The organism is Mycobacteriales bacterium (assembly GCA_035690485.1).
Lineage (GTDB): Bacteria > Actinomycetota > Actinomycetes > JAFAQI01 > DASSKL01 > DASSKL01.
The window spans coordinates 1-12,754 of record DASSKL010000057.1; the positions used below are offsets into that span (position 1 = coordinate 1).

Consider the following 12,754-nt stretch of genomic DNA (forward strand, 5'->3'; position numbering starts at 1 on the left):
GCCAGCAGGACCCCCGACTCCTCGAAGGTCTCGCGCACCGCCGCGCAGACCAGTGCCCGGGCGACCGCCGCGTCGGCGTGCAGGATGCCGGCCCAGTCATCAGCCGGCGGGCCGTCCCAGGCGTTGACCGGCAGCTCGGCATCGCGCGGGTCGACGCGGCCGCCGGGGTAGACGTACATGCCCGCCGCGAACGCCATCGTCGCCACCCGGCGCAGGAGGTAGGCCTCCAGGCCCTCCCGGCCGTCACGCAGCAGGACGACGGTCGAGGCGTCGCGCGCGGGTGCCGCCTCCTCTTCCCCCGCCTGGATCCGCAGCGCGCGCTCGGTCCAGTCACCCGGCACCCCGCGGGACAGGCGGCGCAGCGCAGCGAGAGCCTCGGCGGGATCGGCGGCCATGACCGCGATCGTACGGCGAAGCGGCGGCGCTCCGGTCAGCGGACCTCGACGATGATCTCGACCTCGACCGGCGCGTCGAGCGGCAGCGCGGCCATGCCCACGGCGCTACGGGCGTGGCGGCCCGCGTCGCCGAACACGTCCTGCAGCAGCTCGCTCGCGCCGTTGACCACCTGCGACTGGCCGGTGAACGACGGGGCGCTCGCGACGTAGCCGACGAGCTTGACGACCCGGGTGACCTCGTCGAGGTCGACGACCGTGGTGAGGGCGGCCAGCGCGTTCAGCGCGCACTGGCGGGCGAGATCCTGGGCCGTCTCCGGGTCGACCTCGGCACCGACCTTGCCGGTGGCAGGCAGCTTGCCGTCACGGACCGGCAGCTGACCTGACGTGAACACCAGGTTGCCGGTGCGCGTGGCGGGCACGTAGGCCGCGACCGGCGGGACGACCTCCGGCAGGGCGAGGCCGAGCTCGGCGAGGCGCTCCCGTGCCGTCACTGCTTGGGGCGCTTGAGGTAGGCGACAAGCTGCTCCGGGTTGGGCCCGGGGATGACGGACACCAGCTCCCAGCCGTCGTCGCCCCAGTTGTCGAGGATCTGCTTGGTGGCGTGGACCAGCAACGGTACGGTCGCGTACTCCCACTTCATGTGACGGACCCTACGGGGCCGTCACATGAAGGTGCCGAGCCGCATGGGCGCGACCCCCAGCGAGGGGTCAGGCGCTGGCCGCGCGGCGGCGGCGGAGCAGGCGCTTGCGCTCCAGCTCGTTGAGCCCGCCCCAGATGCCGTGCGACTCCTCGGTCTCGATCGAGTGGTCGAGGCACTGCTGCTGCACCGGACAGCTGCGGCAGATCGCGCGCGCGTTGCCCTCCCGCCAGTCCTTCTCCGGCTTGCGCTCGAAGTGACTCGGCGGGAAGAAGTAGACGGCGTTCTCACCGTGGCACGCGGCCTGGGCGCGCCAGGTGGTGTCGTCTGTGAGCAGCACGGGTGCACACCTCCCGAGCGGGGTATGAGGGAGCGTTCAGGTGTGTGCTTCGCCACACCGCCGCCGGTCTCCTGCTGGGAAACCGAAACTGGTTCGGCCGTTTCCCGCCGAAGGGCCGCGGCTACGCTCGAACGCTGTGACGACACCGGCGGGGAGCCCGCAACACGACTGGCACGACGTGCGCCTGCACGTGGTGACCGGCAAGGGCGGCACCGGCAAGACGACGGTCGCAGCGGCGCTCGCCCTCGCGCTCGCCAGCGGCGGCAAGCGCACGCTGCTGACCGAGGTCGAGGGGCGCCAGGGCATCGCCCAGCTCTTCGACAGCCCGCCGCTGCCCTATGAAGAGCGGAAGGTGGCGGTCGCGCCGCGCGGCGGTGACGTCTTCGCGCTGGCGATCGACCCCGAAGAGGCGCTGCTCGAGTACCTCGAGATGTTCTACAACATGCGCCGCGCCGGCCGGGTCCTCAAGCGCCTGGGCGCCATCGACTTCGCCACGACGATCGCGCCCGGGCTGCGCGACGTACTGCTCACCGGCAAGCTCATGGAGTCGGTCACCCGCGGCCGCCGCGGCGGCCCGCAGTACGACGCGGTCGTGCTCGACGCCCCGCCGACCGGACGGATCGCGCGGTTCCTCAACGTCAACGCCGAGGTCGCCGGGCTCGCCCGGATGGGTCCGGTGAAGAACCAGGCCGACAGCGTCATGGATCTGCTGCGCTCCCCGCGCACCGCGGTCCACGTGGTGACGATCCTCGAGGAGATGCCGGTCCAGGAGACGATCGACGGCGTCCGCGAGCTCGAGGAGGCCGACCTGCCGGTGGGTGCCGTCATCGTCAACATGACGCGTACGCCGCTCCTGTCGGCCGCCGACCTGGCCCGGGCCGCAGCCGGCGACGTCGACCGGGAGGAGCTGTCCCGCGGTCTCAAGGCCGCCGGCATCGAGGCCGGCCCGTCCGTGGTCGGCGGGCTGACCGCCGAGGCGGTCGAGCACGCCCGCCGGGTCCAACTGGAGGAGCGGGAGCGCGACGAGCTCGCCGAGCTCGAACGCCCGACCTACGAGCTGCCGCTGCTCGCCGACTCGGTGGACCTCGGCGGCCTCTACCACCTCGCCGAGTCACTGATCGAGCAGGGCGCGGCATGAACGGCAAGCCGCCGACGCTCGACGTCGACCACATGCTCGACAGTGCCGAGATCGTCGTCTGCTGCGGCGCCGGCGGCGTCGGGAAGACCACCACCGCGGCCGCTCTCGCGTTGCGCGCGGCCGAGCGGGGCCGGCGTACGGTCGTCATGACGATCGACCCGGCCAAGCGCCTGGCCCAGTCGATGGGGCTCAACGAGCTGACCAACGAGCCGAGCGTCGTCGAGGGCGTCGACACCGCGGCCGGCGGCGAGCTGCAGGCGATGATGCTCGACATGAAGCGGACGTTCGACGAGCTGGTGATCTCGCACTCGGACCCCCAGCGCGCCGAGCAGATCCTCGCCAACCCGTTCTACGTCGCGCTGTCCAACAGCTTCGCCGGCACGCAGGAGTACATGGCCATGGAGAAGCTGGGCCAGCTCAAGCGCGACGGCGACTGGGACCTGATCGTCGTCGACACCCCGCCGAGCCGGTCGGCGCTCGACTTCCTCGACGCGCCGCAGCGCATGTCGGGCTTCCTCGAGGGCCGGCTGATCCGCATCCTGCTGGCGCCGGCGAAGGCCGGCGGCAAGGCCTACCTGAAGTTCATCTCGGTCGGGGTCAACATGATCACCGACCTGCTCAACCGGCTGCTCGGCGCGCAGGCGCTGAAGGATCTCAGCCGGTTCGTGTCGTCGTTCGAGTCGATCTTCGGCGGGTTCCAGGAGCGCGCCGAGCGCACCTACGCGCTGCTGCAGCAGCCGGGCACGTCGTTCCTCGTCGTCGCCGCGCCCGAGCGCGACGCGCTGCGGGAGGCGTCCTACTTCGCCGAGCGGCTCGAGGACGAGGAGATGCCGCTGGCCGGGCTGGTGCTCAACCGGGTGCACTCGACAGCCGTGCCGCGGCTCTCGCCGGAGCGGGCGCTCGCCGGGGCCGAGGCGCTCGAGGAGGCGGAGGAGGAGCCGCTCGCCGCGGCGGTGCTGCGGGTGCACGCCGACCGGGCCGGCGCGGCCCTTCGCGACCGGCGGATGCGCGACCGGTTCACCTCGGCCCACCCCGGGGTGGCCGTCGTGGAGGTGGCGGCCCAGGCCGGCGACGTGCACGACCTCGACGGGCTGCGCATCATCGGCGCCGACCTGGCGGCCGGCGCCCCGGCCGCGATGCCCACCGCGGGCTGAGGGCTCAGCTCGCGATAGCCGTGTCGCCCCTGCCGGTGCGGGTCTCGTAGTCGGTGCGGGCGTCCTCGAGCAGTTTGCGCCACGAGGTGACCTCGGGACGGCGGCGCAGCAGCGCCCGCCGCTCGCGCTCGGTCATGCCGCCCCACACGCCGAACTCCACCCTGTTGTCGAGCGCGTCCGCGAGGCACTCCGTCCGGACGGGGCAGCCGAAGCAGAGGGTCTTCGCCCGGTTCTGCGCCGCGCCCTGCACGAACAAGGTGTCGGGCGTCACCTGACGGCACGCAGCCTTCGCGGTCCAGTCCTCGATCCAGGCCATGGCGCGATCCTCGGGGGTCTCGGTTGCTCCTTGCCGGAAGCGCACCGCGAGGTACGCCGCACCAAGGAACGTACGAACAGGACGCGGGTGACCAATAGACCCTGTTCGGTTCATGTTGGATAGCCCGTTCGGAGGATGGACAATGGCTGATCGGCCGTGAGGCGGTCTCGCCGCGGGCAGCACCTACCGTGGTGGGCGTGCGTAGCGAGGGAACGGGCGGCCGCGTCGGACTGCTGGCGCTGGTCAGCGCCCTCGCGGGCCTGCTGGTCGCCGGGCTGTTCCTGCCTGTGCTGGGCGGGCTCGGGCTCGCCGCCCGCGCCGGCGTGCACCAGTTCGAGAGCCTGCCGACCCAGCTGGAGACCCCGCCCCTGCCGCAGCGGTCGCAGATCCTCGCCGCCGACGGGTCGCTGCTCGCGACCTTCTACTACGAGAACCGCGTCGACGTGCAGCTCGACCAGATCGCCCCGGTCATGCGCAAGGCGATCGTCGCGATCGAGGACTCCCGCTTCTACGCCCACGCCGGCGTCGACATCAAGGGCGCGTTGCGGGCGCTGTTCACCAACGTCGAGGCCGGCGGGGTGCAGCAGGGCGGCTCGACGATCACCCAGCAGTACGTCAAGAACGTACTGATCGAGACCGCCACCACCAAGCAGGACAAGCGCGAGGCCACCGCCGACACGATCGGCCGCAAGCTGCGCGAGGCGCGCTACGCGATGGCGCTGGAGAAGAAGCTGTCGAAGGACGAGATCCTGCGGCGCTACCTCAACATCGCCTACTTCGGCGACGGCGCCTACGGCATCTACGCGGCGGCCAAGCACTACTTCTCGGTGGCCCCGTCGCAGCTGACCCTGGCCCAGGCCGCGACGCTGGCCGGTCTGGTCCGCAACCCCAACGGCTTCAACCCGCGGCTGCACCCGCAGGCCGGCAAGGCTCGGCGCGACACCGTGCTGAACGTCATGGACAAGCTGCACGTGGTCGACCACCAGGACGTGGTCGCCGCCCTCGCCCAACCACTCGGCCTGAAGATCACGGCACAGAACAACGGCTGCGAGGGCAGCACCTCGCCGTTCTTCTGCGACTACGTGCTCGAGGAGATCAAGCAGCTGCCGACGCTCGGTGCCACGCCCGACGACCGCACCAAGCTGCTGCTGCGGGGCGGGCTCGTCATCCACACGACGCTCGACCCGAAGGTCCAGCAGGCCGCCGACGCGGCGGTGCACGCGCTGGTGCCGGCGAAGGGGCCGTACGGCGGGGCGGAGGCGGTCATCCAGCCCGGCACCGGGCGGATCGAGGCACTGTCGGTCAGCCGCGACTACGGCAGCGGACCCGACCAGACCCGGATCAACTACGCGGCCGACTACGACCACGGCGGCAGCCAGGGCTTCCAGTCCGGTTCGACGTTCAAGATCTTCACTTTGGCGGCCGCCCTGCGGGAGGGTCTGTCGACCGGCTACACGATGTACGCGCCACCGGTCCTCGTGAACCCGGGCGGCTTCCGCGACTGCGAGGGCCACGTCCTCGACTACGGCGGCCAGGACGTGCACAACGCCGAGGACGGCGAGGGCGGCACCTTCTCGCTGCGGACCGCGACCTGGCAGTCGGTCAACACGTTCTTCGTGAAACTCGAGCAGAAGATCGGCCTGTGCGCACCGGTGCAGGTCGCCCAGTCGGTCGGCGTACACACCGCCACCGGCCAGCCGATCGTCGGCCACCCGTCGTTCACCCTCGGCGTCTACGACGTGAGCCCGCTCACGATGGCCAACGCCTACGCGACGTTCGCCGCGCACGGAAAGTACTGTGACCCGATCGCGATCACCTCGATCATCGACCAGACCGGCAACCACCTGCAGCTGCCGCAACGCGGCTGCCACCAGGCCGTCGATCCCGGCCTGGCCGACACCGTGACCGACGTGCTCCAGGGCGTCGTGCAGCACGGCACCGGCACGGGCGCGCAGATCGGCCGGCCCGCCGCCGGCAAGACCGGGACCGTCGAGAACTTCTCCGCCGCGTGGTACTGCGGCTACGTGCCCCAGCTGTCGAGCTGCGTCTGGTTCGGCTACCCGGCCGGCGCGCGGGGCCGCCAGCTGAGCAACGTGACCATCAACGGGCAGTACTACCCGCACGTCTACGGCGCGTCGATCCCCGCGCCGATCTGGCAGAAGACGATGGCAACCGCACTGCAGGGCGTGCCGGTGGTCCCGTTCGCCGCGCCCGACAAGTCCTACCTGCCGCCCGCCCCGGCCGCGCCGACGCCGGGGACGCCGTCGACACCTGGTCCCGGGCCCTCGGCGCCGGCTCCGGGCCCGACGGGCGCCAGCCCTCCACCGGCGCCGGCACCGCCGGGGCACGGCCACGGACACGGACACTAGGCGTGGCGGACGCCCTGCTGACGCCGTTGCGGATCGGCGGCGCCACGATCCGCAACCGGCTCTACCGCGCCCCGGTGCTCGAGGGCGCGGGCGACGGCGACGACGCCGCGGAGGTCTACGCGCGGCAGTTCGTGCCCAACGCCACGGCCGGGGTCGGCCTGATCATCCAGGGCTCCTCGTGCATCGCGGCGGAGGGCCGCACGTCGCCCGGCATGACCTGCGTCGACAGCCGCGCGAAGGTGCTGCGCCTGGCACCGATGGTCGACGCCGTCCACAGCGCGGGCGCGGCGGTCTTCCTGCAGGCGGGGCACGGCGGCATCTACGCGATGGAAGCGTGGCACGAGCCCTACGCCAGCGCCCGCCGCGGGCCGCTGCTGGCGGCCTCTCCGGTGCCGTGGCTGCTGCGGCCGTCGTTCCGGGGGGTCCCGGTGCGCGTCATGAGCACCGACCAGGTGCGGGCGATGGCCGCACGCTACGGCGAGGTCGCGGCCTGGGCGCGGGAGGCCGGCTACGACGGCTTCCAGCTCGGCTCGGCCAACGCCAAGCTCCTCGACCAGTTCCTGTCGCCGTTCTACAACCGGCGCACCGACGAGTTCGGCGGGTCCGTCGAGCGGCGGGCGGGCGTGCTTCGCCTGATCCGCGCGGAGGTGGCGGCGCGGGCCGGCGCCGACTTCCCGTGCGCGGTGAAGGTGCCGGTCGAGACGGCGCCCTTCGGCTTCCCGCGTACGACGCGCGCCGAGGCGCTCGAGGTCTGCCGGCTCGTGCAGGAGTGGGGCTTCGACGCGGTCACACCGGTGGCGGTGTCGGTGTTTCCCGACACCACGCTGTGCCGCGGTGACGCGCCCGACAGCTTCCGCACCAACCCCGCGATGGCGGCCCGGCTGCGGCAGGCGGCACCGCACCGGCTGCGGCGTACGACCATCACTCTCGGCGCGCGGGTCGGTGCTCGCCGGGCTCGTTTCTCGCCGGTGTGGAACCGGTCGCTGTTCGCCGAGGTCTCGCGGCGGCTGACGATCCCGGTGTTCGCGGTCGGTGGGATCCGTACGCCGGACGAGGTGCGGTCGATCCTGGACTCCGGCGAGGCCGACATGGTCGGTATCGGCCGGCCGTTCTACGCCGAGCCCGATCTCGCGGCACGCATCCTCGGCGCGGGGACGGAGCCGGTGCTCTGCCGCAACTCCAACCGCTGCGTGCCGGCGCAGATGCTCGGCATGCGCGGTGCCTGTTACAACCCCGAGGTCAACAAGGCGCGGCAGGCGGCACGGTCGGGCGGGTGACGCGGGGCACCTTCGACCCGTCACCGGGTCAGGCGTTCCTCGTCCGGTCAGGCGAGCTGGCGGCGTACCTCGGCGGCGACCCGGGAGCCCTCGGCGCGCCCGGCGACCTTCGGCTGCACGGCCTTCATCACCTGGCCCATCGCCTGCTGGCCCTGCGCGCCGGTCTCGCCGATCGCCGCCGCGACGAGCGCGGCGAGCTCCTCGTCGGAGAGCTGGGCGGGCAGGTAGTCCTCGAGCACCGCCTGCTCGGCCCGCTCGTTGTCCGCGAGCTCACCGCGGCCGGCGCCGTCGAACGCCTCCGCCGCCTCCCGGCGCTTCTTCGCCTCGCGGGTCAGCACGGTCAGCACGTCGTCGTCGGACAGCTCGCGAGCCTGCTTGCCCGCGACCTCCTCGGTCGAGATCGCGGCCAGCGCCATGCGCAGCGTGGCCGTCCGCACCGTGTCACGGCCCTTGATGGCGGCGGTCAGGTCGTCGTGCAGGCGCTGCTTGAGGCTCATGCCATGGAGCCTTCCACGTCAGCGAAGATGGATCACATGAGAGCCCGCGCCGCCGTCCCGCTCGGCCTGCTCGCGACCGGCGCCGCCGGGCTGGCCTACGCCGCGGGCTACGAGGTGCGGGCGTTCCGGCTGCGCCGGGTCACGGTGCCCGTCCTGCCGCCGGGGTCGCGACAGCTTCGCGTGCTGCAGGTGTCGGACCTGCACCTGCTTCCCGCGCACGAGAAGACGGTCTCGTTCGTGCGCAGGCTGGCGATGCTCGAGCCGGACCTGGTGGTCGACAGCGGCGACAACCTGGCGCACGTCGACGCGGTGCCGACTGCGGTGCGGGCCCTCGAGCCGTTGTTCGCGTTCCCCGGCGTCTTCGTCGGCGGCTCCAACGACTACTACGCGCCGCGACCCAAGAACCCCGCGCGCTACCTGCTCCCCGACCGCGGCCGACGGATCCACGGCAAGCCGCTGCCGTGGGAGGACCTGCGCTCGGCGATGGTCGGCGCCGGCTGGGTGGACGTGCGCAACCGGCGTACGTCGGTGTCCCTCGACGGGCTCACGCTCGACGTCGGCGGCGTCGACGACCCGCACATCTGGCTGGACCGCTACGACGAGATCGCCGGCGCGGTCTCACCCTCCGCCGACCTGGGCCTCGGGCTGACGCACTCGCCCGAGCCGCGGGTGCTGTCCAGGTTCGCCGCCGACGGCTTCGGGCTGGTGCTGGCCGGCCACACGCACGGCGGGCAGCTGCGGGTGCCGGGCATCGGCGCGCTGGTGACCAACAGCGGCCTGGACACCGCCCGGGCGCGCGGGCTGTCGCAGTACGACGGCATGTGGCTGCACGTGTCCGCGGGACTGGGCACGTCGCCCTACACGCCGGTGCGCTTCGCCTGCCCGCCGGAGGCGACGCTGCTGACACTCGTCGGCAGGTAGACTGGACCGGTTTCCGCGGGGTGTGGCGCAGTTTGGTAGCGCGCTGCGTTCGGGACGCAGAGGTCGTGGGTTCAAATCCCGCCACCCCGACAAATCGGCCGGTGCTCCGTCGAGCACCGGCCGCTGTCGTTTCTCTCCCCGCCTGCCGTCACGATTACGGTGTCCGGATGGGCAAGCCGACGCGGTGGGCGACCGACCACGACGCCGGGCACTCCGAGTGGTACATCGAGCGCTTCCGTCGCATGGCGGCCGAGGGCGCCGACCTCGCCGGTGAGGCGCGACTCGTCGACCTGTTGCTGCCACGAGGTGGCCGCGTGCTCGACGCCGGATGCGGACCGGGGCGGGTCGGCGCCGAGCTGCACGCCCGCGGGCACCACGTGGTCGGGGTCGACGCCGACCCGAAGCTGATCGAGGCCGCGCGCGAAGACCACCCGGGACCGCACTGGCTCGTCGCCGACCTCGCCGAGCTCGATTTGCCGGCGATGGGCGAGCCCGAGCCGTTCGACGGCGCAGTGGTCGCCGGCAACGTCATGCCCTACCTGGCACCGGGCACCGAACGCGACGCCCTCACCCGAGTCGCAACACACCTCGTGCCGGACGGCTTCGTGGTCGTGGGCTTCGCGACCGACCGCGCCTACGCGCTCGCCGACTTCGACTCCGACATCGAGGCGTCCGGGCTCCGGCTCGAGCACCGGTTCGCGACCTGGGACCTGCGCCCCTGGCACGACGACGCGGGATGGGCGGTCACCATCGTTCGCCGCCCGGCAGTTTCCGAATCGTGACCTGACCGCGGAACCGCACCCGCTCCACCTCGCGTCCAAGGCCCGACGCGACCCGGAGGTGCGGCATGCGACAACACCGGCGTACGACGGCATCGGCCGGACTGGCAGCCATCGTGCTCGCCCTTGCACTCGCCGGCTGCTCGTCGAGCAACCCGACCGCGAGCAACGCCACGGCGGGCAACGCGACGGCAGGTGGGGTCGAGCACGGGACGGCCGGCAAGGCCGCACCCCTGGCCGTCCCGCCGCAGCGCGTCCCCGGCGACGCCGCCACGACGAACAGTGGAAGCAGCGGCGACACCGCCGGCACCGCAACGGGCGGCAACGCCGGGTTGCCGAGCGGCGGAGGTACGACCCAGAGCACCCAGGCGCGCGTGCTCAGCGCGGCCGAGGTGCAGCCGTCGTACCAGATCCGGACGGCGAACATCGACCTGACCGCGAAGGACCCGCTCGGTGCCAAGGCTCACGTCGTGAGCATCGCGACGGCGGCCGGCGGGTTCGTGTTCGCCGACGACAGCACCAGCGACCACGGCCAAGCCTCGGTCGACGTCACCCTGAAGGTGCCGCCCACGGCGTACGACGGCGTCGTGCACCGCATCAGCACCGGCGTGGGCACCCTGCGCCGGGTGCAGCAGTCGACGCAGGACGTCACCGGCCAGGTCATCGACGTGCAGAGCCGGCTCGGCGTGCAGCGCGCGAGCATCGCCCGCCTGCAGACGCTGCTCGGCTCGGCGACCGACCTCGGCAAGATCATCCAGTTGGAGTCGGAGCTGACCGGCCGCGAGGCGACGCTGGAGTCGATGGAGGCCCAGCTCAAGGCGCTCACCGACAAGACCGACCTGAGCACCGTCGAGGTCACCATCAGCGAGCCGGGCAAGCAGCCGAAGCCGAAGCCCGTCGCCGGCGCGGTCACCGTGTCGGACGGCTTCGACGGCGGCGCCCACGCGTTCGTGACGTTCTTCCGGTGGTTGGGCATCGCCCTCGGCGCAGTGCTGCCGTTCGCGGCAGCGGCTGCGGTGATCGGCGCCGCCGTGGTGCTGGTACGCCGCCGGCTGCACCGCTCGCAACCGCAGGAAGGCTGAGATGCTGACCGGGTGGCCAGGCTCCTGATCGTGCACCACACGCCGTCCCCCGCGCTGCGCGACATGTTCGAGGCCGTGCGCGCCGGTGCGACGACCGACGAGGTCCAAGGCGTCGAGGTCGTCACCCGGCCGGCGCTGACGGCCGGCGCCGCCGACGCTCTCGCCGCCGACGGCTACCTGCTCGGGACCCCGGCCAACATCGGCTACATGTCGGGCGCCCTCAAACACTTCTTCGACACGATCTACTACCCGTGCCTGGAGGAGACGGCGAAGCGTCCTTACGCGGCCTACGTCCACGGCGGCATGGACACCACCGGCGCGATCCGCGCGATCGACGCGATCGCCGGCGGGATCGGCTGGCGGCGAGCAGCCGAGCCGGTGCTCGTGACCGGCCCGCCGACCAAGGAGGACCTGGCCACGTGCTGGGAGCTCGGCGCCACCCTCGCCGCCACGCTGGGCGGTTGACCGGGAGGCCGCGCACCAAGGAACTAACCGCAGAACTCCCGCGCCAGGATGCCCCACGCCTCCGTCGTCAGCCGCAGCGACTCCACGTCGATCCGCTCGTCGTTGCCGTGGAATCGACTCGCGAACTCTCGGTGGTCGACCTGCGCCGACATCACGGCGAACCCGTAGCCGACGGCGCCGGCCGCGCGGTAGAAGGTCAGGTCGGTGCCGCCCGGGGTGAGCCGCGGCATGACGACCGCGCCGGGGTGCGCACGTTGCGTGATCCGGGTCAGTAGGTCCCACAGTGGCGTGTCGGTGGGCGACGACGACGCCGGCAGGTCCCACACCCGCTCGATCGACACGTCGCCGGCCAGCTCGCCGAGCGCCGAGACCAGGTAGCGGTCCACGTCGTCACCCGTCTCACTGGGCACGATCCGGATGTCGACCTCGACGTCGACGGCGTCCGGGATCACGTTGGTCTTGACCCCGCCGTGGATCACCGTGGGGGCGAACGTCGTGTGGGTCATCGCATGGGCGACGCCGGCACCGGTCGGCAGCGCCCGCGCCGCGTCCCACACCCGGTCGGGGTCCAGCAGCGCGGACCGGACCTCGGGTGTGACGTCCAGCCCGGCGACGTACGCCGTCCACTGCTCCGACAGGTAGGAGCGGGGCCGGATGGCAGCGACCCGACGGACGACCTCGGCGGCCTTCAGCAGCGCGTTGTCGGCGGTCAGCGGCATCGAGCCGTGGCCCGGGGTGCCGCGCACCCGCAACCTCCGCGCCTGGGTGCCCTTCTCCCCGCTGGTGATCGCGACGTGGTGGCCGGCGGCCGAGTGCAGGTGCCAGCCGCCGCTCTCGGTGACGACGTAGTCGGCGCCGACCGCGTCCCACGCGTGGTCGACCAGCCACTCGGCCCCGTGCGCCGCACGCGCCTCCTCGTCGGCGACCGCAAGGTAGATCAGCGTCCCGCGGGGCCGGAAACCGGAGGCGGCGAGATCGCGAAACGCCACGGCCATCGACGCCGTCATGTTCAGCATATCGACGGCGCCGCGACCCCAGACCTCGCCGCCGACGAGCTCCCCGCCGAACGGGTCGCGCGACCAACCCTCCGGCGTCACCGGCACCACGTCGGTGTGACCCATCAGGCACAGCGAGGGCGCCGTCGGATCCGATCCCTCGATCCGGGCGACGAGCGACCGGCGACCCGGCGTCGGCTCGTAGGACTGCAGGTCGACGACGTCCTCGAGGTACGACGCGAGCACGGCCGCGCTGCGGTCCTCGTGCCCCGACTCGGCGGTGCCGTCGTTGACGCAGGCGTTGCGGATCAGCGCCTGCAGGACCTCGGTGACCTCGCCGGTCGGATCGTCGGTCGCCATCACGAGAGCCTACGGGAGCACGCGACCGC

The 12,754-nt window shown here is 72.5% G+C and carries 15 protein-coding genes and 1 tRNA gene; 9 read left to right on the forward strand and 7 right to left on the reverse strand.

All coding sequences use genetic code 11. The annotated features are described in order from the left end of the window. The 4 genes from VFJ21_07385 to VFJ21_07400 form a co-directional block, all read right to left on the reverse strand. Positions 1-395: hypothetical protein (locus VFJ21_07385; protein ID HET7406942.1), on the reverse strand; the 395-nt coding region annotated here is incomplete at its 3' end. Positions 396-430: 35 nt separating this feature from the next. Next, complete coding sequence (locus VFJ21_07390) at positions 431-886, reverse strand: RidA family protein (protein HET7406943.1); 456 nt, start codon at positions 884-886, stop codon at positions 431-433. Next, positions 883-1,035 (reverse strand): hypothetical protein, encoded by a 153-nt coding sequence (locus VFJ21_07395; protein ID HET7406944.1) that lies wholly within the window; start codon positions 1,033-1,035, stop codon positions 883-885. Before VFJ21_07395 ends, VFJ21_07390 begins: the two co-directional genes overlap by 4 nt. A 67-nt stretch (positions 1,036-1,102) precedes the next feature. Next, positions 1,103-1,372 (reverse strand): WhiB family transcriptional regulator, encoded by a 270-nt coding sequence (locus VFJ21_07400; GenBank protein HET7406945.1) that lies wholly within the window; start codon positions 1,370-1,372, stop codon positions 1,103-1,105. 136 nt (positions 1,373-1,508) lie between these two features. On the opposite strand from VFJ21_07400, the gene VFJ21_07405 reads away from it, so the two are divergent. Next, complete coding sequence (locus VFJ21_07405) at positions 1,509-2,510, forward strand: ArsA-related P-loop ATPase (GenBank protein HET7406946.1); 1,002 nt, start codon at positions 1,509-1,511, stop codon at positions 2,508-2,510. After that, complete coding sequence (locus VFJ21_07410) at positions 2,507-3,664, forward strand: ArsA-related P-loop ATPase (protein ID HET7406947.1); 1,158 nt, start codon at positions 2,507-2,509, stop codon at positions 3,662-3,664. Before VFJ21_07405 ends, VFJ21_07410 begins: the two co-directional genes overlap by 4 nt. 4 nt (positions 3,665-3,668) lie before the next feature. Here VFJ21_07410 and VFJ21_07415 read toward each other — a convergent pair whose 3' ends face one another. Next, positions 3,669-3,980 carry a WhiB family transcriptional regulator gene (locus tag VFJ21_07415; GenBank protein HET7406948.1) on the reverse strand — a complete coding sequence of 104 codons (312 nt, stop codon included), beginning with the start codon at positions 3,978-3,980 and terminating at the stop codon, positions 3,669-3,671. Positions 3,981-4,177: 197 nt separating this feature from the next. On the opposite strand from VFJ21_07415, the gene VFJ21_07420 reads away from it, so the two are divergent. Further along, positions 4,178-6,349, forward strand: coding sequence for a transglycosylase domain-containing protein (locus tag VFJ21_07420; GenBank protein HET7406949.1), 2,172 nt, complete (start codon positions 4,178-4,180; stop codon positions 6,347-6,349). A 2-nt stretch (positions 6,350-6,351) separates the two neighbouring features. Beyond that, positions 6,352-7,626: a hypothetical protein gene (locus tag VFJ21_07425; protein HET7406950.1), complete on the forward strand. Its 1,275-nt coding sequence runs from the start codon at positions 6,352-6,354 to the stop codon at positions 7,624-7,626. Positions 7,627-7,673: 47 nt separating this feature from the next. Here VFJ21_07425 and VFJ21_07430 read toward each other — a convergent pair whose 3' ends face one another. After that, positions 7,674-8,123, reverse strand: coding sequence for a GatB/YqeY domain-containing protein (locus VFJ21_07430; protein HET7406951.1), 450 nt, complete (start codon positions 8,121-8,123; stop codon positions 7,674-7,676). A 36-nt stretch (positions 8,124-8,159) separates the two neighbouring features. Between VFJ21_07430 and VFJ21_07435 the strand changes: the two genes are divergently transcribed. The 5 genes from VFJ21_07435 (at position 8,160) to VFJ21_07455 (ending at position 11,370) form a co-directional block, all read left to right on the forward strand. Beyond that, positions 8,160-9,044 carry a metallophosphoesterase gene (locus tag VFJ21_07435; GenBank protein HET7406952.1) on the forward strand — a complete coding sequence of 295 codons (885 nt, stop codon included), beginning with the start codon at positions 8,160-8,162 and terminating at the stop codon, positions 9,042-9,044. A gap of 16 nt (positions 9,045-9,060) precedes the next feature. Continuing rightward, positions 9,061-9,134: transfer RNA gene (locus VFJ21_07440), tRNA-Pro, on the forward strand. A 77-nt stretch (positions 9,135-9,211) separates the two neighbouring features. Then, positions 9,212-9,826 carry a class I SAM-dependent methyltransferase gene (locus tag VFJ21_07445; GenBank protein ID HET7406953.1) on the forward strand — a complete coding sequence of 205 codons (615 nt, stop codon included), beginning with the start codon at positions 9,212-9,214 and terminating at the stop codon, positions 9,824-9,826. A 65-nt stretch (positions 9,827-9,891) separates the two neighbouring features. Continuing rightward, the gene (locus VFJ21_07450) at positions 9,892-10,905 is read left to right on the forward strand and encodes a DUF4349 domain-containing protein (protein HET7406954.1); all 1,014 of its coding nucleotides are present in this window, start codon (positions 9,892-9,894) and stop codon (positions 10,903-10,905) included. 12 nt (positions 10,906-10,917) lie between these two features. Continuing rightward, a complete protein-coding gene (locus VFJ21_07455; GenBank protein HET7406955.1) occupies positions 10,918-11,370 on the forward strand; it encodes a flavodoxin family protein in 453 nt (150 codons plus the stop codon). Between the two features lie 23 nt (positions 11,371-11,393). Here VFJ21_07455 and VFJ21_07460 read toward each other — a convergent pair whose 3' ends face one another. Continuing rightward, positions 11,394-12,725, reverse strand: coding sequence for a M20/M25/M40 family metallo-hydrolase (locus VFJ21_07460; protein HET7406956.1), 1,332 nt, complete (start codon positions 12,723-12,725; stop codon positions 11,394-11,396). Positions 12,726-12,754 lie beyond the last annotated feature (29 nt).